The following is a 24976-nucleotide window of genomic DNA, read 5'->3' on the forward strand; positions in this document are numbered from 1 at the left end:
GACGGTGCACGCCCGCGGACCGACCGAGGAACCGACCGAGGACCCCGATTGATGACCTCCCCCCTGCTCCCCGGCGACCGCCCCACCCCCCGCAGCCTGCTGCCCGTCCCGGTGCTCACCGCGGCAGTCACCGCGGCAGGGGTCCTCGCCGCCCTCTTCCTCGTCCCGGACGACGCGGTCGGCTCCGTCGTGGTGGTCGGGACGGTCGCCGCCGTACTGCTGTGCGCGGCGGCCACGGTGGCCACGTACGCCGTCCTGTCGGCGCGGGCCGCCCGGACACGGCTGGACGCCGTCACCCAGGACGTCGGCCGACTGCTCCAGGAACGCGCCCGGCTGGCGGAGGAGTCCCGCCGCCAGCACGAGCGGCTGACCGGCGAACTCACCCGTGAGCGCGCCCGGTTGTCCGCCGAACTGGACCAGGAGCGCAACCACCTCGCCGAGACCCTGGCCGCGGAACGCGACCGTCTCGCCGAGCAGCACACCGCCGACACCGCCCGCCTGACGCGGGAGCACGCCGACGAGCGGGCCCGGCTCACGGACGACCACACCACCGCACTGAGGCGGCTCACCGAGGAACACGCCGGGAAGCTGCGCCTCATCACCGAGGAACACGAAGCCCACACCGCCCGGTCGGCCCGCGACCACGCGGAGGAGCTCGGCCGGCTGGCCGAGGAGCGGGACCGGCTCGAGGCGGACCGGGACCGGCTCACCGCGGAGAACGTACGGCTGGCCACCCGGCTGCGCGAGACCGACAGCGCCCGGGCCGCCGCACTGTCCGCGACCGCCAACGCGGCCGGACGCATGCAGGCCCTGGCCACCGGCATGCTCGCCGACCTGCGCGCGATGGAGGAGAAGCACCACGACGAGGAGGTCCTCGCCGACCTGCTCCACCTCGACCACCGCACCGCGCAGGCGGGCAGGCTCGCCGACTCCGTCGCCGTCCTCACCGGCGCCCGCTCCGGCCGCCGCTGGGCCCGGCCCATCGCCATGGAGTCCATCCTGCGCGGCGCCATGGGCCGGATCAGCGGCTACCAGCGGGTCAGGGTCCACTCCGCCAGCGACACCGCGGTCGCCGGACACGCCGCCGAGGGCGTGATGCACGCGCTCGCCGAACTCCTCGACAACGCCGCGAACTTCTCGCCGCCGACCGCCGAGGTCCACGTGTACGTCGAGGAGGTACCGGCCGGGGTCATCGTCTCCGTCGAGGACAGCGGGCTCGTCATGGGCGAGGCGCAGCTGCGCCGCGCCGAGCGCGCGGTCTCCGGCGAGTCCGCCGGACTCGGGGGCCTCACCGGCACCCGGCTCGGCCTCGCCGTGGTCGGCCGGCTGGCCCGGCGGTACGGGCTCCGGATCTCCTACCGGCCCTCGGCCCGCGGCGGCACGGGCGTCCTGATGCTCGTCCCGCAGGACATCCTCGTACCGCCGGACGCGGCATCCGCGGTCCCGGCGGCGGGAACCGCGGCGACCGGGGGCACCACCGCTCCGGCCGGCACCCCGTCCGTCCCCGCGACCCCCGCCGCACTCGTCGAGGCACTCGGCTCCGAGGGCCCGAAGGCTCCGCGGCCCCCGCAGGCCCCGCAGGCCCCGGCGGACGAGACGTCCGGCGGCCTCCTCCGGCACCGCGACCACCGCGCGGAGACCGTCCCCGGCCGGCCGGAACCGGAGACCAGCCACGGCAGCACGGGCGACAGCGACACCGGCATCGGCACCGACGCCGGCACCTCCCCGGTGGACCGCCCGGCGTCCCCCGGGAGCACCCGCCCCGCCCCCTCCTACGCGGCCTCCCGCGCGGGCGCCGACCTCGACCCCGACCCAGTGCCGACCCACGAGTCCCCGGACCGGACCGCCGACACCCCGCCCCTCGTCCTGCCCCGCCGCCGCCGGGGCCGGACCCTCGCCGAGGCGGAGCGCACCCGTCCGGGCGGCCGTGGCACCACGCCCCGGCCCGCCCCGACCGCCGAGGAGACCAAGGCGCGCACCGCCCGCTTCAGCAGCTTCCGCCAGGCCGTCCGCCCGCCCACCCCGGACGACACGGCCGACCCGGACACCGGCACCACCGCCGCCCCGACCCCCGAAGCACACCCCACCCCCGCGACCCCGGAAGGCGACACCACCTCATGACCGGCACGACGACCGCCGACGAGAAGCTCACCTGGCTGATAGAGGGCCTGCTGGAGCGAACGCCGGGCGCACGGCACGCACTCGTGCTCTCCCGTGACGGCCTGAAACTGTGCCGCACCCCGGAGCTCTCCACCGACCAGGCCGACCAGCTCGCCGCCATCGCCGCCGGCATCCAGTCGCTGTCGCACGGCGCCTCCGTCGAGTTCGGCGACGGCAGCGGCGGCGTGCGCTCGGCGATGACCGAGTTCTACGGCGGTGTGCTGTTCATCGTGGAGGCCGGGGAGGGCGCGCACCTGGCCGTGATCACCGCCGAGGACGCGGACGCCGGGCTCGTCGGACACAACATGAGCGAGCTCGTGGAACAGCTCGGCGAGCACCTGACCGCGCAGCCGCGCACCTCATGAGCAGGCCCGGCAGGGACGACTCCCCCGACCGGCTCTACACCCTCACCGGAGGGCGCAGCCGGTCCGGTCCCGACAACCCCTTCGACCTGGTGACCCTGGTCGTCGCCGAATGCGATCCGGTGCCCGGCATGCAGTCCGAGCACGCGGCGATCCTGCGGCTGGCCGAACGCCCCACGGCGGTCGTGGAGATCGCGGCCGAGCTGAAGCTGCCCGTGAGCATCACCCGGATCCTGCTCTCCGACCTGCAGGCGGCGGGCCGGGTCAGCGCCCGTCACCCCCGCAAGGCCGCCGTACCCGACCCCGACATCCTGGAGCAGGTGCTCGTTGGACTCCGCAACCTCTGAGACGCGTACACCGCTCGACGCGTCGGCCGACAACGGCCTGAAGATCGTGGTCGTGGGCGGCTTCGGCGCCGGCAAGACGACGATGGTCCGCTCGGTCAGCGAGATCCGTCCCCTCAACACCGAGGAGACGATGACCCAGGCCGGGGAGTCCGTCGACGACACCAGCGGGGTGAGCGGCAAGACCGCGACCACCGTCGCCTTCGACTTCGGCCGCATCACCCTCGACACCCGCAATGTGCTGTACCTGTTCGGGGCGCCCGGACAGGAGCGCTTCTGGTTCCTGTGGGACCGGCTGTTCTCCGGCACGCTCGGCGCGGTCGTGCTGGTCGACACCCGGCGCATCGACGACTCCTGGTACGCCATCGACCGGCTGGAGAAGCACGGCACGCCGTTCATCGTGGCCTGCAACGACTTCGGCGGGCCCACCTTCACCCCGCGGCAGATCCGCGAGGCCCTCGACCTCGATCCGCACGTACCCCTGGTCAACTGCGACGCGCGGTCCCGGGAGTCCAGCAAGATCGTGCTGATCACGCTGGTGGAGCACATCCAGGCCCTGTACGCCGGCCCGGCCCGAACCCCCCGTCAGGAGCTGGTGTGAGTCCCGCCTCCGTCCCCGACGCCGTCCGTTTCCAGGGGTCCCTGCTCCAGGACGACCCGGCCCGCGTGTACCGGGAGATGCGGCGCGAGCACGGCAACGTCGTCCCGGTGGTGCTGGACGGGGACGCACCGGCGTGGCTGGTGCTCGGCTACCGCGAGCTGCACCAGATCACCGGCGACCCGGTGCTGTTCAGCCGCGACTCCGACCTGTGGAACCAGTGGGAGAACATCCCCGACGACTGGCCGCTGCTGCCGATGATCGGCCGCAGGCAGCCGTCGATCCTGTACACCGTCGGCGAGCGGCACCGCGAGCGGGCCGGGATGCTGGGGAACGCGCTGGAGGCGGTCGACCCGTTCGAACTGCGCGGGTACGCCGAGAGGTTCGCGGACGAGCTGATCGACGGCATCTGCTCCGAGGGCACCGCCGACCTGATCCGCGAGTTCGCGATGCTGCTGCCGGTGCGGGTGCTGGCCCGGCTCTACGGCTTCCCCGACGAGGAGGGCCCGGGCCTGGTCACCGCCCTCAACGACATGATCGACGGTCGGGAGCGGGCGCTGGCGGGCCAGACCCACCTGTTCACGTCGATGACGGAGCTGGTCGCCGCCCGCAGGAGCGCGCCCGCCGAGGACGTCGTGTCCCGGATGCTCGCCGACACCTCGGGCTTCACCGAGGAGGAGATCGTCCAGGACCTGATGGTGATGATGGCGGCCGGGCACCAGCCGACCGCCGACTGGATCGGCAACTCGCTGCGCCTGATGCTCACCGACGCCCGGTTCGCCGCCTCCCTCTTCGGGGGCCGCAACAGCGTCGCCGAGGCGATGAACGAGGTGTTGTGGGAGGACACGCCGACCCAGAACGTGGCCGCCCGCTGGGCGTCCCGCGACACCCAGCTCGGCGGTCGCCGCGTCCGCGCCGGCGACATGCTGCTGCTCGGCCTCCAGGGCGCCAACTCCGACCCCCAGGTGCGTACCGACGGCTCGGCGCTGACCGGCGGCAACAGCGCGCACTTCTCCTTCGGTCACGGGGAGCACCGCTGCCCGTTCCCGGCGCAGGAGATCGCCGAGGTGATCGCCCGGACCGGCATCGAGGTCGTACTGGACCGGCTGCCGGACATCGACCTCGCGGTGCCGGCCGCGAAGCTGACCCGCCGCCCGTCGCCGTGGCTGCGCGGACTGTCCGAACTCCCGGTCACGTTCACACCCACCCCCGCCCTTGGAGGCTCGCTCGCATGACGGCTGGTACGGACACCATGACGACCGGCACCGGACAGACCCGTATCCCCCTCGACCCCTTCGTCTCCGACCTGGACGGGGAGAGCGCCGCGCTGCGGGCCGCCGGACCGCTGGCCGCCGTGACGCTGCCGGGTGACGTACCGGTGTGGGCGGTCACCCACCACGCCGAGGCGAAGAAACTGCTCACCGACCCGCGCGTGGTGAAGGACATCAACGTCTGGACCGCCTGGCAGCGCGGCGAGATCGCCCCCGACTGGCCGCTGATCGGGCTGGCCAACCCGCCCCGCTCCATGCTCACCGTGGACGGCGCCGACCACCGCCGGCTGCGCACCCTGGTCGCGCAGGCGCTCACGCCGCGCCGGGTGGAGCGGATGCGGGAGCGGATCACGGAGCTGACCGAGGGCCTGCTGGACCAGGTGGCCGCCCAACCCGGCGACACGGTCGACCTGAAGGCGGTGTTCGCCTACCCGCTGCCGATGTACGTCATCGCCGACCTGATGGGGCTCGCGGAGGAGCGGCTGCCGCGCCTGAAGGAACTCTTCGAGAAGTTCTTCTCCACGCAGACCCCGCCCGAGGAGGTCATCGCGACGCTGACCGAGCTGGCCGGGATCATGGCCGAGACGGTGGCGCACAAGCGCGAGAACCCGGGCGACGACCTGACCTCCGCGCTCATCCAGGCGTCGGAGGACGGCGACAGCCTCACCGACGAGGAGATCGTCGCCACGCTCCAGCTCATGGTGGCGGCCGGTCACGAGACGACGATCTCCCTCATCGTCAACGCGGTGGCCAACCTGTCCCTCCACCCCGAGCAGCGGGAACTGGTGCTGTCCGGCGAGGCGGACTGGTCGGCGGTGGTCGAGGAGACACTGCGGTACGCCACGCCGACGTCCCACGTGCTGATCCGGTTCGCGACCGAGGACATACCGGTGGGCGACAAGGTCCTCCCGGCGGGTGACGCGCTGATCGTGTCGTACGCCGCGATCGGCCGCGACGAGCAGGCGCACGGCCCGACGGCCGGCGTCTTCGACATCACCCGCGAGGTCACCAACCGGCACATCTCCTTCGGCCACGGCCCGCACGTCTGCCCCGGCGCGGCGCTGTCCCGCCTGGAGGCGGGCGTGGCCCTCCCGGCCCTGTACGCCCGCTTCCCGAAGCTGGACCTGGCGGTCCCGGCGAGCGAGCTGCGCAACAAGCCGGTGGTCACCCAGAACGACCTGTTCGAGCTTCCGGTGAAGCTCGGCGGGTGAACGACACGGGTGGTGGGCGGACCTCCCCCCGGTCCGTCCGCCACCCGTCCACCACCCGTCTCAGCGGACGGACGATGTTTCGCCCGGGTTTCCCGCAGCCGCTAGGCTCCGGTCGTGGCTGAGATCCGGATTCCTGCTGACATCAAGCCCGCCGACGGTCGTTTCGGTGCGGGTCCCTCCAAGGTGCGGACGGAGGCGCTGGACGCGCTGGCCGCGACCGGCACGTCCCTGCTCGGCACCTCCCACCGCCAGGCCCCGGTGAAGAACCTGGTCGGCAAGGTACGCGAGGGCATCTCCGAGCTGTTCCAGCTCCCCGACGGCTACGAGGTGGTCCTCGGCAACGGCGGCTCCACCGCGTTCTGGGACGTCGCGACCCACGGCCTGATCGAGAACAAGTCGCAGCACCTCACCTTCGGCGAGTTCAGCTCCAAGTTCGCCAAGGCCGCGAAGCTCGCCCCCTGGCTCGCCGAGCCCACCGTCGTCTCCGCCGACCCGGGCACGCACCCGGAGGCCGCCGCCGAGGCGGGCGTGGACGTCTACGCCTTCACCCACAACGAGACCTCCACCGGCGTCGCCATGCCGGTCAAGCGCGTCGCCGGCGCCGACGAGGGTGCCCTCGTCCTGGTGGACGCCACCTCCGGCGCGGGCGGCCTCCCGGTCGACATCGCCGAGACGGACGTCTACTACTTCGCCCCGCAGAAGTCCTTCGCCTCCGACGGCGGCCTGTGGATCGGCGTGTTCTCCCCGGCCGCGATCGAGCGCGCCGAGCGGATCCACGCCTCCGGCCGCCACGTCCCGGAGTTCTTCAGCCTCCCCACGGCGATCGACAACTCCCGCAAGAACCAGACGTACAACACCCCGGCGCTGGCCACCCTGTTCCTGCTCAACGAGCAGCTCGAGTGGATCAACGGCCAGGGCGGCCTCGCCTGGTCCACGGCCCGCACGAAGGACTCCTCGACCCGCCTGTACACCTGGGCGGACGAGTCCAAGCACGCCACCCCGTTCGTCACCGACCCGGCCAAGCGCTCCCAGGTCATCGGCACGATCGACTTCACGGACGAGATCGACGCCGCCGCCGTCGCCAAGGTCCTGCGCGCCAACGGCGTCGTCGACACCGAGCCCTACCGCAAGCTCGGCCGCAACCAGCTCCGCGTGGCGATGTTCCCGGCGATCGACCCGGCGGACGTCGAGGCCCTGACGAAGTGCGTGGACTACGTCATCGAGCAGCTGTAGACCGTCGTACGCGAGTGAGGGGCGCCCGGCGGACGATCCACCGGGCGCCCCTCACGCATCCGTACGCTCTCCTCCCCGGCGGACCAGGGTCCTTGGCGTGTGCCGGCACAGCGACGGGACGGCTGATCAGCGGTTGCGGCGGCGCAGCAGCCGGAAGAGGAGCACGCAGAGGAGGGCCGCCGCGGCGGCGGCGCCGATCTTGACGCTGCCGCCGGTGCCGTCGGCGGCGGCACCGCCGCTCCCGCGCTTCTCGCCCTCGGCGCCCGCACCCGGCTCTCCACCGCCTCCGGGCGCGTCCTCGGCCGCGACGGGGCTCTGGGCCCCCTCCATCCCGAGCAGCAGCTTCCTGCCGTCGGTGGTGTAAGTGGCGGACTCGCCCTGCCCCAGGGGCACGCTGATCCGCCCCCCGCGCCGGATCTCGCCGCCGTTCCAGTCGTACCAGATGCCTCCGAGGTAGCCGCGCACGGCGAGCCGCTCGCCGTCCGGGGAGAACGCGGCGTCGGTGGCCCACAGGTCGACGGGGGCGGTGGGCTTGAAGACGTTCGTTCCGGAGGCGGAGAGCTTCGCCGGACCCTCGTACAGGTGTCCGCCGTCCTCGTTCTTGTCGATGATGTAGACCCGTCCGGTCTTCGGGTGGACGACCATCGACTCCGCGTCGCGGGCGCCGTCCGCGTACTTCACGACGTACTGCGTCGCCCGGACCGTCCGGTCCTTCAGCTCCGTCGGCTCGGGCAGCTCGTAGATCCACACGTGGGGCCAGGTGCCGCCGAGGTTGTCCCCGATGTCACCGACGAAGATCTTGTTGCCGGGGCCGACGGAGATGGCCTCGACGTCGCGGAGCGTGCCGACGCCGGAGAGCGCGACGCGTGCGACCGTCTCGCCGGTGCCGCCGTCGACGGCGTACAGGTAGGGCCCGTCGTCCTGGTCGTTGTGGGTCCAGTAGACGCCGGGGTGGAGGCGGGAGGCGGCGAGTCCGCTGGACTCGGTGATGCGCGGGTCCTTGAGGGTGAAGCCCTCGTCGCCGTCGGCTGCGGAGGCGGCGGGCACGGTGAGCGCACCCGTGAGGAGGGTCGCGGCGATCAGGGCGAAGGGTCGGCGCATGTGCCAAGAGTGCCATCGATCAACGCACTTCAGGGTGGGTGTCCGGACTCACATCGCGACGGATCGCGGCGGCCGGACCGATCGTCCATGATGATCGGGTGCTCAGGTTCATGCCCGTAGGTGACTCGATGACGATCGGGAGCGCGGGTGAACACACCTGGCGCTACCGGCTGTGGCAGCACCTGTGCACGGCGTACGGCGGTCCCTTCACGCTGGTCGGCCCGCGCGAGACGCTGCACGACCCGGGGACGGACGCCCCCACCTCGTACGCGTACGCCGACCCCGGCTTCCCGCGCGCCCACCTGGCCGGCTGGGGCGAGGGCTGGCAGCACATGGCCCCGCTGATCGGCGGGGCGGTGCGCTCCTGCCGCGCGGACGTGCTGCTGGTGTCGCTGGGCCTGATCGACCTGGGCTTCTACACCAACGCCGAGCAGACGGCGGAGAACGTCCGCGCCTTCGTCGCCGGGGCGAGGGCCGCGAACCCGCGCGTCCGCGTGGCCGTCATGCCGGTGATCCGCAACATCCGGGTGGAGGCCGACCCGGCCTTCGCCGGACAGGTCGCCCACTTCAACGAACTCCTGGCGAAGACCGTCGCCGACCTGGACGAGGCGGACTCGTCACTGCTGCTGGTCCCCCCGCCGGCGTCGTACGACTTCCACACGGACACGTACGACGGCACGCATCCCAACGAGAGCGGCGAACACAGGATCGCGGGGGCGTTCGCGGAGGCGATGTGGCGGGGGTGGGGGCTGGGCGGGCCGTACGGGGCGGCGTAGCGGCCGGGGAGTTCTGGCATATGCGCCCGACCCCGTGTCCTGCTCGCCGTGCGTATCGTTGTACCGCGCGGCCGCACTCGTCCGTGGGCGGCCGTGGAAGAGCGCCACGATGACCGTCCTTGAAGACAGGATCGCCATGGCCGACGTCAACACGCAGCGCTTGGACGAGTGGTTCGAGCGCCTGGAGCGGATGCCCGTCCCCGAAGGATTCAGGGTCGAGATCGTCGGGGGCACCGTCTACATGACACCGCAGCGTGACACTCATTGGGGGATCATCCGCCGGATCGTGCGGGCCGTCGAGGACAGGTTCGGGATGGATGTCCAGGTGTTCTCGGACGTCCGCATCGACTTCCCGGGCCACGAGAACGGCCTCTGTCCCGACGTGGCCATGCTCCGGGATTCCGCCGAGAAGGACGACGAGGGCCACTGGCGGTACGAGGACGTCGAATTCGTCTTCGAGGTCATCTCCGAGGGCACGGCCGCCAACGACTACGGCCCGAAGAAGGCCGCCTACGCGACCGCCGAGGTCCCCCTCTACGTCATCGTCGACCCCTACCAGGGCCGCTGCTACGTCTACACCGACCCGAAGAACGGCGACTACGTCACGCGGACTCGGGTGGACTTCGGCGACGACATCGATCTGACCGGCACCGTGGCCGACCTGACCGTGAGCACCAGCGCCTTCCCCCGGGACCCGTCCCCTCTTGCATAGAGCGCACTCCAGGCCGTTGGCTTGACGACCATGAAGTACACACAGCTCGGACGCACGGGACTCAAGGTCAGCCGGCTCGTCCTCGGGACGATGAACTTCGGTCCGCAGACCGACGAGGCCGACAGCCACGCCATCATGGACGCCGCGCTGGACGCGGGACTGAACTTCTTCGACACGGCCAACGTCTACGGCTGGGGCGAGAACAAGGGCCGGACCGAGAGCATCATCGGGAACTGGTTCGCGAAGGGCGGCGAGCGCCGCGACAAGGTGGTCCTCGCGACCAAGGTGTACGGGAACATGGGCGCCGACGGCGAGGCGTGGCCCAACCACGACAAGCTGTCCGCGGTGAACATCCGCCGGGCCGTCGACGCCAGCCTGAAGCGGCTCCGGACGGACTACATCGACGTCTACCAGTTCCACCACGTCGACCGGAACACCCCGTTCGAGGAGATCTGGCAGGCGATCGACGTCCTGGTCCAGCAGGGCAAGATCCTCTACGCCGGTTCCTCGAACTTCCCCGGCTACAAGATCGCCCAGGCCAACGAGATCGCCGCCCGGCGCGGCGGCACCATCGGCCTGGTCAGCGAGCAGTGCCTCTACAACCTCGCCGAGCGCCGCGCCGAGATGGAGGTCATCCCGGCCGCGCAGGAGTACGGGCTCGGGGTCATCCCGTGGTCGCCGCTGCACGGCGGGCTGCTGGGCGGTGTGATCAAGAAGGAGGTCCAGGGCGGCCGGCGCGCCTCCGGGCGGGCCGCCGACACGCTGGCCGACCCGTCGTCCCGCGCGCAGATCCAGGCGTACGAGGACCTGCTCGACAAGCACGGCGTCGAGCCCGGCGAGGCCGCGCTGGCCTGGCTGCTCACCCGGCCCGGCGTGACCGGCCCGATCGTCGGCCCGCGCACGGCCGAGCAGCTCGCCTCCGCGCTGCGCGCGGTCGAGCTGGAGCTGAGCGAGGAGCTGCTGACCTCACTGGACGAGATCTTCCCGGGTCCGGGGCCGTCGCCGGAGGCCTTCGCCTGGTAGCGGCGCGTACGGGGCGGTCGGCGGCGCCGATCGCCCGGCGCCGCGTACGGCGGCGGCGCTAATTTCCCAGTGCCGCCGCCAGCGCCACCACGACGAACATCAGTACGAGCACACCGGCCATGATCCGGTTACGGGTCTTCGGGTCCACGCCGTCGAGCCTAACGGGCCGCGCCCAGTGCCCGCCGGGCGACTGGCGTATAGCGGGGCTGCTCGCCCGGCACCCCGGACGTCGGCAGGTCGCTGCGCACCAGCACCGCCTCGTCCACGGTCCAGGTGCGGCTGCGGAAGGCGTGCAGGGCCCCCACGTACGGCCGTACGTCGACGGCGTCCCGGCTGCGGGCCACCGTCAGGTGGGCCTTGTAGCGCCGGTGCTCGTCCATCGGCACGCCCGCCTTCCGCGCCGCCGCCTCGGCCCGCTCGGCCAGCAGCCGCATCGTGCGCAGGTCCCCCTCCGCACCGGCCCACAGCACCCTGCCGTGCCCGAACTGCCCGCCGCCGCACAGGGCCAGCTCGAAGGGGTCCGTCCGGGACGCGGCCCGTCCCAGCCGCGCCGTCAGCTCCGGTACGAGCTCGTCGTCGACCTCACCGTAGAAGGCGAGCGTGAAGTGCCAATCAGCGGCTCCGCCGCGGGGCCAATCAGCGGCTCCGCCGCGGGGCCACCCGGCCCGCCCGGTCCACCGCATCCCGTCCGCCCCGGGCAGCCTCCGCAGCCGGGCGACCTCGAAGGCGAGCTCCTGGACCACGTCCTCGGGCGGCAGTACGGCGGCGAAGAGTCTCATGGGACCAGTCTGCCGTCAGACCGCCGGCGCCAGGGCTTCCTGACGCTCACGGGGTACGAAGCGGACGCTGGGGTGGCCCCGGTGCCAGCCGACCGACAGGCGCAGGCCGCCGACCCTGGCCAGGATCAGGCCGATGACGGCCGCCGCGGCCACCGCGACCGCGCCGCCGGCCGCGAAGCCGACGCGGGCGCCGTAGGTGTCGGTGATCCAGCCGACGATCGGGGCGCCGACCGGGGAACCGCCGAGGAAGACCATCATGTAGAGGGCCATGACCCGGCCGCGCATCGCCGGGTCGGTGGCCATCTGGAGGCTGGTGTTGGTGGTGACGTTGACCGTCATCGAGAACAGGCCCAGCGGGACCATGATCAGGGCGAACATCCACAGCTCCGGCGACGCGGAGGCCAGGATCTCCAGCCCGCCGAAGGCCAGCGCGGCCAGGATCAGCAGCCGCAGCCGGGCCGTGCCGCGCCGGGCGGCGAGCAGGGCGCCGGAGACGGAGCCGACCGCCATCAGGGTGTTGAACATGCTGTAGACGCCCGCGCCCCCGTGGAAGACGTCGTCGGCGAAGGCCGAGAGGTAGACGGGGAAGTTGAAGGCGAAGGTGCCGATGAAGCCGACCAGGACGATCGGCCAGATCAGCTCGGGCCGTCCGGTGACGTAGCGCACGCCCTCCCGGAGCTGTCCCTTGCCGCGCGGGGCGCGCTCGACGGCGTGCAGCTCGCGGGCGCGCATCATCATCAGGCCGGCGAGCGGCGCGACGAAGGACAGGCCGTTGAGGAGGAACGCCCAGCCGGTGCCGACGCCGGTGATCAGCAGGCCCGCGACGGCGGGGCCGACCAGGCGGGCGGACTGGAAGTTCGCGGAGTTCAGGCTGACCGCGTTCTGGAGCTGGCCGGGGCCGACGAGCTCGGAGACGAAGGACTGGCGGGCCGGGTTGTCGACGACGGTCGCGAGACCGAGGGCGAAGGCGGCGACGTAGATGTGCCAGACCTCGACCCGTCCCGTCAGGGTGAGGGCGGCGAGCACGAGGGAGGTGAGGGCCATCGCGGTCTGCGTGACGAGCAGCGTGGGGCGCTTGCGCAGGCGGTCGACGAGGACACCGCCGTACAGGCCGAACAGCAGCATCGGCAGGAACTGCAGGGCCGTGGTGATGCCGACGGCGGCCGAGGAGCCGGTGAGGCTGAGCACCAGCCAGTCCTGGGCGATGCGCTGCATCCAGGTGCCGATGTTGGAGACGACCTGGCCGAGGAAGAACAGGCGGTAGTTCCTGACCCTCAGCGAGGCGAACATCGAGGTCTTGCGGGTGGGGGTGGGGTCGGGGGCGGCCGGGGTGTCGTGGGGGTCAGGTGCGGGGGCGGAAGCTGCTCCGGATCCCGTACTCAAAAGGATTCGCCTCCTTGCTTGCTGCCGTACTGCCGTACTGCGTGCTCAGACGTGCGCCAGTTTCTCCAGCACGGGGGCGGCGGCGCGCAGTGTCGCCCACTCGTCGTCGTCGAGTTCCTCGACCAGCGCGGCCAGGAACGCGTTCCGCTTGCGGCGGCTCTCCTCGAGCATCGCCTCGGCCCGCTCGGTCTGCGTGACGACCTTCTGGCGCCGGTCGTCGGGGTGCGGCTCCAGGCGGACCAGTCCCTTGGCCTCCAGCAGGGCCACGATGCGGGTCATCGACGGCGGCTGGACGTGCTCCTTGCGGGCGAGCTCGCCCGGGGTGGCCCGGCCGCAGCGGGCCAGGGTGCCCAGCACCGACATCTCGGTGGGGCTGAGGGACTCGTCGACGCGCTGGTGCTTGAGCCGACGGGACAACCGCATCACGGCGGATCGGAGGGCGTTCACGGCGGCTGCGTCGTCACCATGGCTGAAGTCCGGCATGTTCTTTAGCGTAACTCATTACTCTCGCTAAGGACCACTTGGGAGGCATGTACACGCCCGTGACCCCCGCCACTGTCACGCCGTATCACCCATACGAGTGATCCATCCGCGAATCGTGGCGCGGCGCACCGTGGTGTGCAGGGACCCTCATGCGCATGGGGACCGACGTGCTCAGCCTGCGTATCGATCACGACCTGCTCGAACGGCTCCGGGAGCATGCCGCCAAACGCGGCATGAGCGTCCAGGACTATGTCGTCCGGACGCTCATGCGCGATGACTTCGACCAGCGGTTCCAGACCGCCGTCGAGGAGACGGAGAGGTTCTACGGGGTCACGTGAGCCCCCGCGTGCACGGTCAGGTCAGGCCCAGCGCCGGCATCAGGTAGTAGAAGGCGAAGACCGCCGACACCACGTACATCGCCGCCGGGATCTCCCGGCCGCGCCCGGCCGCCAGGCGCAGCACCACGAAGGTGATGAAGCCCATGCCGATGCCGTTGGTGATCGAGTAGGTGAACGGCATCATCACCATCGTCACGAAGGCCGGAATGGCGATCGTGTGGTCCGCCCAGTCGATCTCCTTGACCGAACCGGCCAGGATCAGGAAGCCCACCGCGACCAGCGCCGGGGTGGCCGCCTGGGACGGGACCATCGTGGCGATGGGCGTGAGGAACAGCGCCACCGCGAACAGGCCGCCGGTGACGACGTTGGCGAAGCCGGTGCGCGCACCCTCGCCGACGCCGGCCGTGGACTCCACGAAGGCGGTGGTGGCCGAGGCGGAGGCGGCACCGCCCGCGGCGACCCCGACGCCGTCGAGGAACAGGACCTTGTTGACGCCGGGCATCTGGCCCTGGGCGTCGGTCAGCTTGGCCTCGTCCGAGACGCCCATGATCGTGCCCATCGCGTCGAAGAAGCTCGACAGCAGCACGGTGAAGACGAACAGGATGCCGGTCAGTACGCCGACCTTCTCGAAGCCGCCGAACAGGCTGACCTGGCCGATCAGGCCGAAGTCGGGGGTGGCGACCGGGTTACCGGGCCACTCGGGGGTCGTCAGGCCCCAGGTGGGGATGGAGGCCACGGCGTTGATGATCAGCGCGAGGACCGTCATCGCGACGATCGAGATGAGGATCGCGCCGGGCACCTTGCGCGCGATCAGCACCAGCGTGAGCAGCGCGCCGAGGACGAAGACGAGGACCGGCCAGCCGGTGAGGTGACCGGTGCCGCCGAGCTGGAGCGGGACGGTGGTGTGGGCGGCGTCCGGGATGCGGGAGACGAACCCGGCGTCGACCAGGCCGATCAGCATGATGAACAGGCCGATGCCGATGGCGATGGCCTTGCGCAGACCGTGCGGGACGGCGTTCATCACGCGCTCGCGCAGACCGGTGGCGACCAGCAGCATCACGATGAAACCGGCCAGCACCACCATGCCCATGGCGTCCGGCCACGACATGCGCGGCGCGAGCTGGAGCGCGACGACGGAGTTGATGCCCAGGCCCGCGGCCAGCGCGATCGGGACGTTGCCGATGACGCCCATGAGCAGCGTGGTGAACGCGGCGGTCAGGGCGGTCGCGGTGACGAGCTGGCCGTTGTCGAGCTGATGGCCGTACATGTCCTTCGCGCTGCCCAGGATGATCGGGTTCAGCACGATGATGTACGCCATCGCGAAGAAGGTGGCGAAACCGCCGCGGACCTCACGGGACAGGGTGCTGCCGCGCTCGGAGATCCGGAAGTAGCGGTCGAGGGCGCCGGACGCGGCACCGGACCCCGGCTGCTCGGGGGTGGGGGCCTTGGTCGTGGCCGACGGGGACATGCGGAGACCTCATCACCGGTGGGCGCCCCCCGAAGCCCTTTGGTGTTTTCTACGAATGAAAGCGGTCAGAGACAAACGGATTCAGTATGAACATATAACGCCGTCCACGCTATCTCCGCGCGTAGAACCGTGTGGCCCCGTGCGGTCCCCGTCACGTGCCGGGCCTCGTAAGCTTGTCCGCATGGCGAAGTGGACCCCCAAGCACGAGGCGCCGGAGCCCCTGGAGGGCCCCGTGGTCGCCACCATCATCGGCGGCACGATCGTCTGGTTCGCCCTGTTCCTGGTCCAGCTGCCGTTCTACGGCTGGTTCGACGACCACGGCCACACCTGGTGGCTGTGGACCTGCCTGGCCGGCGGCGGGCTCGGTTTCATCGGCATCTGGTACGTCCGCAGGCGTGAGGCCGCGATCCAGCGGGCGCGGGCTGCCGGGACGCCGGAGCCGGACCGCTCCCCCGCCCCGTCGGCCGACTGAACCCGGCCGGCCTCCGCGCCACCGCCGTACGGCTGAACCCTGCCGGCTCCGACGCCACCGCCGTACGACCACGGCACTACGGCCGTCCTCCCCAGGTCGGATCTTCCGCCGATCGGGTGGGTGGCCCCCCGGATCCGCACGTACCGTCGAATGCATGACGCATCTCGAGGCGGGCGACCGGGTCGACGGCGTGCGACCCGCCGAGGTCACCTCACCGGTGACCGGGCTGACGGCCGCGGAAGTCGCCGAACGGGTGGCGCGCGGGCAGGTCAACGACGTACCGGTGCGCAGCAGCCGGTCCCTCGGCGAGATCGTCCGCGCGAACGTCTTCACCCGGTTCAACGCGATCATCGGCGTGCTCTGGCTGATCATGCTGGTGGTCGCGCCCATCCAGGACAGCCTGTTCGGCTTCGTGATCCTCGCCAACACCGGCATCGGCATCGTCCAGGAGTGGCGGGCGAAGAAGACCCTCGACTCCCTCGCGGTGATCGGCGAGGTACGGCCCACGGTGCGCCGGGACGGGACGGCCACGGAGGTCGGCACCTCCGAGATCGTGCTGGACGACCTGATCGAGATCGGGCCGGGCGACAAGGTCGTCGTCGACGGGGTGTGCGCCGAGACGGACGGCCTGGAGATCGACGAGTCGCTGCTCACCGGCGAGGCCGACCCCGTGGTGAAGCGGCCCGGGGACCAGGTCATGTCCGGCAGCTTCGTCGTCGCGGGCGGCGGCTCCTTCCAGGCGACCCGGGTGGGACGTGAGGCGTACGCGGCGCAGCTCGCCGAGGAGGCGTCCCGGTTCACGCTGGTCCACTCCGAGCTGCGCTCGGGCATCTCCACGATCCTCAAGTACGTGACGTGGATGATGGTCCCGACCGCGATCGGTCTGATCATCAGCCAGCTCGTGGTCAAGGACAACGAGCTGAAGGACTCGGTCGCCCGCACGGTCGGCGGGATCGTGCCGATGGTCCCCGAGGGGCTGGTGCTGCTCACCTCCGTCGCCTTCGCGATCGGGGTGATCCGGCTGGGGCGCAAGCAGTGCCTGGTGCAGGAGCTGCCGGCGATCGAGGGGCTGGCCCGCGTCGACACGGTCTGCCTGGACAAGACGGGCACGCTCACCGAGGGCGGCATGGACGTCACCGAGCTGCGGGTGCTGGGGGACGGTGACGAGGCGTACCTGCGCAAGGTGCTGGGCGAACTCGGCTCGGCGGACCCCCGCCCGAACGCCTCCCTGAAGGCGATCATCGACGCGTACCCGGACACCACCGGGTGGCGCCTCACCGACACGCTGCCCTTCTCCTCCGCCCGCAAGTACAGCGGCGCGACGTTCGAGGAGGGCGCGGACGGCGGAGCGGTGACCTGGCTGCTGGGGGCGCCCGACGTGCTGCTGGACCCCGACGACCCGGCGCTGGCCGAGACCGGACGGATGAACGAACAGGGGCTGCGGGTGCTGCTGCTCGCCCGTGCCCGCGACGGTGTGGACGTCGACGACCCCGGGGCCGCCGAGGGCGTACGGCCGGCCGCGCTGGTGGTGCTGGAGCAGCGGTTGCGGCCGGACGCGGCCGACACCCTGCGCTACTTCGCCGAGCAGGACGTCCGCGCCAAGGTCATCTCCGGGGACAACGCGGTGTCGGTCGGGGCGGTCGCGTCCAAGCTGGGCCTGTCCGGTACGACGGTGGACGCGCGCCGGCTGCCCGCCGACCCGGACGGCATGGCGAAGGCGCTGGACGACGGCACGGTGTTCGGGCGGGTCACCCCGCAGCAGAAGCGGAACATGGTGGGCGCGCTCCAGTCGAGCGGCCACACGGTCGCGATGACCGGGGACGGCGTGAACGACGTGCTGGCGCTGAAGGACGCGGACATCGGCGTGGCGATGGGCTCCGGTTCGGAGGCCACGCGGGCGGTCGCGCAGATCGTGCTGCTGAACAACAGCTTCGCCACGCTGCCGTCGGTGGTGGCGGAGGGGCGCCGGGTGATCGGCAACATCACCCGGGTCGCGACGCTGTTCCTGGTGAAGACGGTGTACTCGGTGCTGCTGGCGGTGCTGGTGGTGATCTCGCAGGTGGAGTACCCGTTCCTGCCGCGCCATCTGACGCTGCTGTCCACGCTCACCATCGGCGTCCCGGCGTTCTTCCTCGCCCTCGCCCCCAACAGGGAACGCGCCCGGCCGAACTTCGTGCGGCGGGTCATGCGGTACGCGATCCCTGGCGGGGTGCTGGCCGCGCTGGCGACGTTCGCGTCGTATCTGGTCGCCCGGGAGCAGTACACCGGTGCGGGCGCGCTGGAGGCGGAGACGAGCGCGGCGACGCTGACGCTGTTCCTGATCTCGATCTGGGTGCTGGCGATCATCGCCCGGCCGTACACGTGGTGGCGGATCGGGCTGGTGGCGGCGATGGGCGGGGCGTTCCTGGTGGTGCTGGTGGTGCCGTGGCTGCAGGAGTTCTTCGCGCTGAAGCTGGTCGGCACGGTGATGCCCTGGGCCGCGGTCGGCATCGCGGCGGTGGCGGCGGCCGCCCTGGAACTCCTGTGGAGACTGGTCGACCGCCGCTTTCCCGCCGGGTAGGCCCCGGGGGTTACTGCACGCCGATGTAGTCACCGGTGGCGGTGGCCTTGCCGCCGGTCGGGGAGCCGTTGAAGACGAAGCGGTAGTGGCCGCTGGCGCTCGCCTTGACGGTCGTCTTCAGGGCGCCGGTGGAGGTGGACTTGATCCCCTTGACGTTGCCGTAAGTGCTGGAGCCCTTCGCGCGGTACTGGAGGACCACGGACTGGCTGCCGTAGCCGACGTACCTGTTGGTGTCCCAGTCGGCGCGGGTCAGCTTGCCGGTGATGGTGATGGTCGCGCCCTTCTTCACCGGCTCCGGAGCGGCGTCGACGGTCACCTTGGAGGTGCGCAGGACCTTGCGGGTGCCCACGTTCTCCAGGGTCACCTCGTCGCCCTCGGTGACCACGACGACGCCGACGCGCCAGGTACCGGCGTCCTCGTTGAGCAGTTCGTCCGGCAGGAAGGTGACGGTGGTCGAGCACTTCAGGGCGGTCGAGGAGACCTCGGTGCAGGCGGCCGCGTCGTCGGAGGCGAAGCCCCAGGTCGCGTCGTCGATCGAGGTGCCGTGGTAGATCATCGCGGCGGTGCCGTAAGCACCCAGGTCGCCGGTGTGGTTCAGGGTGTACGTGAGCGGCACGGTGTAGGTGCCGGTCGTACCGACGACGACGTCCTTGTTGTTGTTGACCGACACGCCGGAGACGGTGACGTCGAGCGCGGCGGCGGCCTCCACGGAGGCGCCGCTGCGGGCAGCGGGCGCGGGCGCGTCGGCCTTGAGGTCGGCCTTGAGGCCGGCGGTGGTGTCGCTGACGGTCGCCCCGAAGGACGGCCGGGTTTCGTCGGCGGCCTGTGCGACGGCCGGCACGGCGAGGGCGGAGAGAGCCAGGGCGCCGGTGACGGCAGCCACGGTGGCATGTATGCGCATGTGTTGGATCCCCCACAGGGTGACAGTGGAGTCTGGTGACTCACATGATCCGATCCGTGGCAGGAGTGACTGGTTGTACGCCATGCGAAGGCTTGGTGGAAACGGCACCGGCAGTTCACCCTGATGCCCAGGAGGTGAACTGCCGGTATCGGAGGTCGGGTTACTTCACATCGATGAAGTCACCCGCGGCGTTGACCGCCGGGGTGGTCGAGGTGCCCGCGAAGGAGTAGCGGTAGTAGCCGTCGGCGGAGGCCTTGACGGTGGTCTTCAGCTCGCCCTTGGAGTTGGTCTTGATGGTCTTGACCGTGGTGTAGGTGCTGGAGCTCTTCTTGCGGAACTGGAGCTTCACCGACTGGCCGGTGTAACCGGCGTACTTGCCGGTCTCCCAGTTCGCGCGGGACAGCTTGCCCGTGACGGTGATGGTCTTGCCCTTCTTCACCGGCTCGGGGGAGGCGTTGACGGTGAGCTGGGAGGCCCGCTGGACCTTGAAGCTCTTGACGTTGTCCTTCTGCACGAAGTTGTCGTCCTTGGCCGCGGCGACGGCCCACACCTTCCAGGTGCCGGCGGACGCGTTGACGATGTCGTAAGCCGGCTTCAGGGTGAAGGTGGACTTGCAGGTCGACGTCGTGGCGTTGACCTTGGTGCACGTGGCCTCGCCGTCGTTGCCGTCGGCGATGGCCCCGGCGTCGGAGTTCTCGATGGTCGAGCCGTGGAACAGGACGGCCTGTGCCCACGCGACGCCGGAGTTGTCGGTGACGGTGAAGGTGACGGTGACCTTCTTGGCGGCGGTGGCGCCGATGACGACGGACTTGCCGCCGTTGACCACCACGTTGGAGATCTTCGTGTCGCCCAAGGAGTCGTCGGCGTGGGCGGCCGGGACGGCGAGGGCGGACAGGGCCAGGGCGCCGGAGACGGCGGCCACGGTGGCGCGTATACGCATGTGTTCCCCACATTGGAGAAGGGGGCCCCGGCTCTGGTCGTTTCGTACGGCTCGTCGTCGGCCGGGGCCCCGGATGATCAGGGAGTCTGTTGACTCGCATGATCAGATGCACCACTTGGTCACATGGTTGTACGAGAAGTGGAAAATTCGTGCGGGATTTCCCGGGCTCAGTCGAACCAGCGGTCCCGCGCCAACTCCTCCGTCCGGGACGGGTCCTCCAGCAGTGCCGCCACCTCGAAGCGCCGGGGCCACTGGCCCGCCGCCCAGGCGAGGCCCGCGGCCACGCCCTCCAGGGTCGCCGCGTGCAGGACGCCGTCGTTCGTCAGCCGCCAGTCGATCTCCACGCCGTCGACGACCAGTTCCTCGTGCTCGACGTACGACGCCGGGGTGCGCGGCCCCAGCAGCACCCGTACCGGCTCCGGTACGTCGTGCTCCGTGCCCTCGGAGTCCACCTCCCCGGTGACGGACTCGCTCAGCCGCCGCACCTGGAACAGCTCCGCCAGTTCGGCGGCCCGCGCCGGCCGTACGGGCAGCAGCGGCATCCCCGACGTGAACGGCAGCAGGTCGGGTGAGTCGACGACCACCGCGTCCGCGGCGTCCACCACCTCCACCCGGCCGTCGACCACGGCCCGCAGATCGTCCGGCAGGGTCACCTGCTCGGGGTCCAGCTCGGCCAGCGCGCCGTAGAGCGCGTGCAGCTGGGCCGCCGTGACCGGCCGGCCGGGGTCGGCGAGCCGGTCCAGCAGTTCGGCGGCGCCTCCCGGCTCGTCGAGCAACGCGGCCACCGAGGTCCGTACGCCCAGCGCCCGCAGCACCTGTTCGTCCTCGAACCCGGTCGCGTCGGCCTCGTCGTACAGGCCGCGCAGCAGCGGGTCGCCGCCGGCCGCGCGCAGTCCGGCGGGGCGGCGCCCGCCGATCACCGGGTGCCCGCGCAGCCACCACGCGGTGTACGGCCGTACGACCTCGTGGGTGCCGTCGTGCAGCAGGATCCGCACGGGCTGGACGAGCGCGTCGCGCAGCGGGGGGCGTGAGAGCAGGGCGAGGGCCTGGGGCCAGCGGTCGTCGTCGACGAGGTCGAGGTCGCGCACGGCGACGATCTCGGTGGCGACGGGCGGGACGGGGCTGTCCGGGAAGCGGTCGAGGACGTCCTCGCTCCACACGTCCACGGCGTCGAGCAGGCCCGCGTCGTCGGGCTCGGCGAAGTCGCCTTCGCGCGGTTCCAGTTCGTCCGGGTCGAGGACGACGTCGGTGGCGCGGATCAGCGCGAAGTCGACCAGCACCCCGCAGGCGGCGAGCGGCTGTTCACCCCACCGCTCGGCCAGTTCGCCGTCCACGGCGGCGAGTTCGCCCTCCCGCATGACCTGGGCGAACGGCCCGCCGGGGAAGACCAGTTCGCAGGCCGGGGAGAGTTCGCCGTCCTCGTCGGGGAGGGCGAGGGCGCCCAGCCACGGCTCGTCACCGGGTTCGAGGGCGGCGTCGCGTACGAGACCCAGCACGGTGTCGGCGAGTTCCTCGGCGTCCGGGGTGTCCTCCTCCCAGTTCACCGGGCCCTCGTCGTCCAGGGACGCGGCGACGGCGGCCCGCACCTGCGGGGTGGTGAGGACGGCGCGCGGGGTGGCGGGGAGCGCGCCGAGCTTCTCCAGGAGGGGGTGGGCGGCGTCCGGGTGGGCGACCTTGAGACCGAGCCGGGCCAGCACCTCGGGGTCGATCCGGGTGGCCTCCGCCCCGGGCAGCAGCACCTGCCGGGGGCCGATGGTGGTGCGTCCGTCGGCGAGCGGCACCGGCAGCCCGGACAGCCGGTCGGGGTCGACCCCGGCGAGGCTGTCGTACAGCCGCCGCCACCATTCGGGGGACTTCTCCAGGCCGGCCAGCCGGTCGACCGCGTCGGTGAGCGGGACGCGGGCCACGCCCAGCGTGCGCAGCTCCGCGCGGCGTTCGAGACCGGCGGGCAGGAGGGTCGGGAGGACTTCGGCCAGTACCCGTACGGTGTCGGCGCCCGCGCCCTCGACGACCTCGGCGTCGCGGGGCCGCAGCGACTGCGGCAGCTCGGAGTCGTCGTCCTGCCCGCGCGGCCCGGCGGCCGGTGGCAGGAAGGACGTGCGGGGCAGCCGTTCGAGGACCGCCCGGCGCAGGGCGCCGTCCAGTTCGCCCTTGCCGAGCGGGCCCGGCACGAGGTCGATGATCCCGGCGGTCACCGGGTGCCAGTCGGCGAGGAGTCCGGCGTAGGCGTCGGCGGCGCGCTGCACGAGGAAGTCGGTGAGCGGGCCGGGGGCGGCGTGCCGGCGGGTGGAGTCCAGCGGGAAGGAGGCGATGAGCAGGGCGGGCACGCCGAGCGGCTCGTCGCTGGGGGTGGGCGCGTGCACGACGGGGCTGGTGCGGGGCCGGGCGGGGCCGCCGTCGGCGTCCACGGGGACGGCCCAGGTGACCGACCAGTGGGGGCGCAGCCGCTCCTCGACGGGCCGGTCGGCGAGCAGTTCGGGGGTGAGCGGGCCGTGTGCGGCGGCGGTGCGCCAGCGGGTGGTGCCTTCCCGGCTGTCCTCGACGACGGTGAGTGCGCCGTCGGCGCGGCGGCTCACCGTCCGGGGTTCCCCGTCCCCGATCTCGACGACCACCTCCTCCAGGCCGGGCAGGGCGAGCAGCAGGGCGTCGTCGACGGCGTTCAGCAGCCGCTCGGTGAGGCCGGCGGCGGCGGTGTCGCGCAGGGGGAGGATGACGGCGGTGTCGTACGGGCCGGGCGCGGTGCCCTCGGCGGCGAACGGGAGCCGGAGCAGGGGTACGTGCCCGTCACGCCGCCGGATCTCGTCCCCGAGCCCTGGACTGTGCCGGGCGGTGTCGCCCGCGAGTTCCCGCGCCTCGGCCAGCGACCAGCGGACCCCGCCGTGCCGTCCGACGACGGCGGGCTCGTCGGTGACGGCGAGGACGGCGGCGAAGCCGACACCGAAGCGTCCCACGGCCCGGTCCGGCGCGTCCCGCTTGGCGGAGGCGCGCAGGGTGGACAGCGATTCGACACCGGCCGCGTCCAGCGGGGCCCCGGTGTTCGCGGCGACGAGGACCCCGTCGCGCAGGGTGAGCCGCAGCCGTCCCGGTACGCCGGCGCGGGCGGCGGCGTCGGCGGCGTTCTGGGCGAGTTCGACGACGAGGCGGTCCCGGTAGCCGCCGAGGACGAGGTCCTCCTCGGCGTTGGCGTCCTCACGGAAGCGGGCGGGGCTGGTGACCCAGGCGTCCAGGACCCCGCGCCGCAGACGTGCCGTACCGAACGGATCGGCACCCTCGGCGGCGGGCCGCACGAACTTGCTCACGTTCATCTCTCCTCATCGGCCCCACATCGGCGCATCGGCGTGAGGTCGAAGGTACCGCCCCACGCCGTTGCGGCGACGCGGTGTCCACGTCCCGCCGCCCCCTGTGGATGATCAGGACTGTGCTGCTCGAATCGTTGTCCGTCGCCGCGCTGGCCGTGGTGCTGGTGTATGCCGTCGTCCGTCCCTTCCGCTGGCCGGAGGCGGTATTCGCGGTACCCGCGGCCGGCGTCGTGATCGCGGCCGGCGCGATCCCGTTGGACGCGGTGCGGGAGGAGGCCGTCCGGCTCGGGCCGGTGCTCGGCTTCCTCGCCGCCGTGCTGGTGCTCGCCAGGCTCTGTGCCGACGAGGGCCTCTTCCACGCCTGCGGGAGCTGGATGGCCCGCTGGTCGCGTCACCGGCCGCGCAGGCTGCTGGGCGCGGTCTTCGCCCTCGCCTCGCTGATCACCGCCGTGCTCAGTCTGGACGCCACCGTGGTGCTGCTGACGCCGGTGGTGTTCGCCACCGCCACCCGCATGGGTGCCCGTCCGGCTCCCCACGTCTACGCGGGCGCGCACCTGTCGAACACGGCGTCGCTGCTGCTGCCGGTGTCGAACCTGACGAACCTGCTCGCGTTCACCGCCACGGGACTGGGCTTCACCCGTTTCGCGTTGCTGATGACCCTGCCGTGGCTGGCGGCGATCGCCGTGGAGTACGCCGTCTTCCGCCGCTTCTTCGCCGCCGACCTGGATGCGGTGCCCACCGCTCCGGAGGTGCCGGAGGAGCCGGTGGGGCCGCCGCTCTTCGCCCTGGTGACGGTGGCCGCCACGCTCGCCGGGTTCGCCGTGGCGTCCGCGCTCGGCGTCGACCCGGCGTGGGCGGCGGCGGCCGGCGCGACGGTGCTGGCCGTACGGGCCCTGTCGCGTCGCCGCACCACCCCGGCGGCGCTCCTCCGCTCGGCCGACCTGCCGTTCCTCGCGTTCGTCCTCGCCCTCGGCGTGGTCGTACGGGCGGTCCTGGACCACGGTCTGGGCGACGCGCTCGGCGCGGTCCTCCCCGACGGCACGTCGCTGCCGGCCCTGCTGGCCGTCGCGGGCCTGGCGGCGCTGCTCGCCAACCTGATCAACAACCTGCCGGCGGTCCTGGCCCTCGTCCCCCTGGCCGCGCCGTCCGGCCCCGGCGCGGTCCTCGCGGTCCTGCTGGGCGTCAACATCGGCCCGAACCTCACCTACGCGGGTTCCCTGGCCACCCTCCTGTGGCGCCGCATCGCCCACCACCACGCCCATGAGGTCAGCCTCAGGCGCTTCACGCTGCTGGGCCTGGCCACCGTCCCGACGGCGCTGGTGGCGTCGACGGTGGCGCTGTGGGTGTCGCTGGAGCTGCTGGGCGGGTGATTCCGGACGGAGACCCCGGAGACCCACGCCACATCCAGGCGGGCCGCGGATCGGGCTCCCGGTGACAAGCGGCACAGGCGTTCCGTCCGGTACTAACCGGGATAGTGGAAAAGTGGTTGAATTCAAAAGGGACATTTAGGGTGAAGAGCTGAGGGATCAGCTTGGAATGGAGGGTTTCGCCCCGCCCGGACC

At 71.9% G+C, this 24976-nt stretch carries 22 protein-coding genes; 14 read left to right on the top strand and 8 right to left on the bottom strand.

The window, feature by feature from the left end; genetic code table 11:
* Positions 1-51: 51 nt before the first annotated feature.
* The 7 genes from ACF1DX_RS19550 (at position 52) to serC (ending at position 7179) form a co-directional block, all read left to right on the top strand.
* A complete protein-coding gene (locus tag ACF1DX_RS19550; protein WP_391792418.1) occupies positions 52-2121 on the top strand; it encodes an ATP-binding protein in 2070 nt (689 codons plus the stop codon).
* On the top strand, positions 2118-2525 hold the full coding sequence (locus ACF1DX_RS19555) for a roadblock/LC7 domain-containing protein (RefSeq protein WP_391792419.1): 408 nt from the start codon (positions 2118-2120) through the stop codon (positions 2523-2525). Before ACF1DX_RS19550 ends, ACF1DX_RS19555 begins: the two co-directional genes overlap by 4 nt.
* Positions 2522-2869 (top strand): DUF742 domain-containing protein, encoded by a 348-nt coding sequence (locus ACF1DX_RS19560; RefSeq protein ID WP_391792420.1) that lies wholly within the window; start codon positions 2522-2524, stop codon positions 2867-2869. The genes ACF1DX_RS19555 and ACF1DX_RS19560 overlap by 4 nt, the downstream gene beginning before the upstream one ends.
* The gene (locus tag ACF1DX_RS19565) at positions 2850-3467 is read left to right on the top strand and encodes an ATP/GTP-binding protein (RefSeq protein ID WP_391792421.1); all 618 of its coding nucleotides are present in this window, start codon (positions 2850-2852) and stop codon (positions 3465-3467) included. The genes ACF1DX_RS19560 and ACF1DX_RS19565 overlap by 20 nt, the downstream gene beginning before the upstream one ends.
* On the top strand, positions 3464-4699 hold the full coding sequence (locus tag ACF1DX_RS19570; RefSeq protein ID WP_391792422.1) for a cytochrome P450: 1236 nt from the start codon (positions 3464-3466) through the stop codon (positions 4697-4699). The genes ACF1DX_RS19565 and ACF1DX_RS19570 overlap by 4 nt, the downstream gene beginning before the upstream one ends.
* A complete protein-coding gene (locus tag ACF1DX_RS19575; RefSeq protein ID WP_391792423.1) occupies positions 4696-5946 on the top strand; it encodes a cytochrome P450 in 1251 nt (416 codons plus the stop codon). Before ACF1DX_RS19570 ends, ACF1DX_RS19575 begins: the two co-directional genes overlap by 4 nt.
* Before the next feature lie 114 nt (positions 5947-6060).
* A complete protein-coding gene (serC, locus tag ACF1DX_RS19580) occupies positions 6061-7179 on the top strand; it encodes a phosphoserine transaminase (protein ID WP_391792424.1) in 1119 nt (372 codons plus the stop codon).
* Positions 7180-7305: 126 nt separating this feature from the next.
* Here serC and ACF1DX_RS19585 read toward each other — a convergent pair whose 3' ends face one another.
* Positions 7306-8280, bottom strand: a complete 975-nt coding sequence (locus ACF1DX_RS19585; RefSeq protein ID WP_391792425.1) for a WD40 repeat domain-containing protein — start codon at positions 8278-8280, stop codon at positions 7306-7308.
* Between the two features lie 98 nt (positions 8281-8378).
* On the opposite strand from ACF1DX_RS19585, the gene ACF1DX_RS19590 reads away from it, so the two are divergent.
* The 3 genes from ACF1DX_RS19590 (at position 8379) to ACF1DX_RS19600 (ending at position 10791) form a co-directional block, all read left to right on the top strand.
* Positions 8379-9056 (top strand): SGNH/GDSL hydrolase family protein, encoded by a 678-nt coding sequence (locus ACF1DX_RS19590; protein WP_391792426.1) that lies wholly within the window; start codon positions 8379-8381, stop codon positions 9054-9056.
* Between the two features lie 109 nt (positions 9057-9165).
* Positions 9166-9768, top strand: a complete 603-nt coding sequence (locus ACF1DX_RS19595) for a Uma2 family endonuclease (protein ID WP_391792427.1) — start codon at positions 9166-9168, stop codon at positions 9766-9768.
* Positions 9769-9798: 30 nt separating this feature from the next.
* Positions 9799-10791 carry an aldo/keto reductase gene (locus tag ACF1DX_RS19600; RefSeq protein ID WP_391792428.1) on the top strand — a complete coding sequence of 331 codons (993 nt, stop codon included), beginning with the start codon at positions 9799-9801 and terminating at the stop codon, positions 10789-10791.
* Positions 10792-10949: 158 nt separating this feature from the next.
* Here ACF1DX_RS19600 and thpR read toward each other — a convergent pair whose 3' ends face one another.
* From thpR to ACF1DX_RS19615, 3 genes are read right to left on the bottom strand one after another with little or no spacing between them, the layout of a single operon-like run.
* The gene (gene thpR / locus ACF1DX_RS19605) at positions 10950-11570 is read right to left on the bottom strand and encodes an RNA 2',3'-cyclic phosphodiesterase (RefSeq protein ID WP_391792429.1); all 621 of its coding nucleotides are present in this window, start codon (positions 11568-11570) and stop codon (positions 10950-10952) included.
* A gap of 15 nt (positions 11571-11585) precedes the next feature.
* Positions 11586-12953, bottom strand: coding sequence for an MFS transporter (locus ACF1DX_RS19610; RefSeq protein WP_391792430.1), 1368 nt, complete (start codon positions 12951-12953; stop codon positions 11586-11588).
* Between the two features lie 45 nt (positions 12954-12998).
* Positions 12999-13436, bottom strand: coding sequence for a MarR family winged helix-turn-helix transcriptional regulator (locus ACF1DX_RS19615; RefSeq protein WP_030868977.1), 438 nt, complete (start codon positions 13434-13436; stop codon positions 12999-13001).
* A 155-nt stretch (positions 13437-13591) separates the two neighbouring features.
* Between ACF1DX_RS19615 and ACF1DX_RS19620 the strand changes: the two genes are divergently transcribed.
* Entirely contained in the window at positions 13592-13774 is a 183-nt protein-coding gene (locus ACF1DX_RS19620) for a ribbon-helix-helix protein, CopG family (protein ID WP_037873132.1), read from the top strand.
* 16 nt (positions 13775-13790) lie between these two features.
* Here ACF1DX_RS19620 and ACF1DX_RS19625 read toward each other — a convergent pair whose 3' ends face one another.
* Positions 13791-15242: an NCS2 family permease gene (locus tag ACF1DX_RS19625; protein WP_391792431.1), complete on the bottom strand. Its 1452-nt coding sequence runs from the start codon at positions 15240-15242 to the stop codon at positions 13791-13793.
* 181 nt (positions 15243-15423) lie between these two features.
* Between ACF1DX_RS19625 and ACF1DX_RS19630 the strand changes: the two genes are divergently transcribed.
* Both ACF1DX_RS19630 and ACF1DX_RS19635 read left to right on the top strand, forming a co-directional pair.
* The gene (locus tag ACF1DX_RS19630) at positions 15424-15714 is read left to right on the top strand and encodes a DUF2530 domain-containing protein (protein ID WP_391792432.1); all 291 of its coding nucleotides are present in this window, start codon (positions 15424-15426) and stop codon (positions 15712-15714) included.
* A 154-nt stretch (positions 15715-15868) separates the two neighbouring features.
* On the top strand, positions 15869-18274 hold the full coding sequence (locus ACF1DX_RS19635) for an HAD-IC family P-type ATPase (RefSeq protein WP_391792433.1): 2406 nt from the start codon (positions 15869-15871) through the stop codon (positions 18272-18274).
* A gap of 10 nt (positions 18275-18284) precedes the next feature.
* Here ACF1DX_RS19635 and ACF1DX_RS19640 read toward each other — a convergent pair whose 3' ends face one another.
* The 3 genes from ACF1DX_RS19640 to ACF1DX_RS19650 all read right to left on the bottom strand — a co-directional run bounded on the left by ACF1DX_RS19640 (position 18285) and on the right by ACF1DX_RS19650 (position 23414).
* A complete protein-coding gene (locus ACF1DX_RS19640; RefSeq protein ID WP_391792434.1) occupies positions 18285-19175 on the bottom strand; it encodes a hypothetical protein in 891 nt (296 codons plus the stop codon).
* A 160-nt stretch (positions 19176-19335) separates the two neighbouring features.
* Positions 19336-20115, bottom strand: coding sequence for a DUF5707 domain-containing protein (locus tag ACF1DX_RS19645; protein WP_391792435.1), 780 nt, complete (start codon positions 20113-20115; stop codon positions 19336-19338).
* 167 nt (positions 20116-20282) lie between these two features.
* Positions 20283-23414: a sacsin N-terminal ATP-binding-like domain-containing protein gene (locus tag ACF1DX_RS19650; RefSeq protein WP_391792436.1), complete on the bottom strand. Its 3132-nt coding sequence runs from the start codon at positions 23412-23414 to the stop codon at positions 20283-20285.
* Between the two features lie 107 nt (positions 23415-23521).
* Between ACF1DX_RS19650 and ACF1DX_RS19655 the strand changes: the two genes are divergently transcribed.
* Positions 23522-24784, top strand: coding sequence for an SLC13 family permease (locus ACF1DX_RS19655; RefSeq protein ID WP_391792437.1), 1263 nt, complete (start codon positions 23522-23524; stop codon positions 24782-24784).
* Positions 24785-24976: the final 192 nt, after the last annotated feature.

This window comes from Streptomyces sp. NPDC014676 (genome assembly GCF_043084105.1).
Lineage (GTDB): Bacteria > Actinomycetota > Actinomycetes > Streptomycetales > Streptomycetaceae > Streptomyces.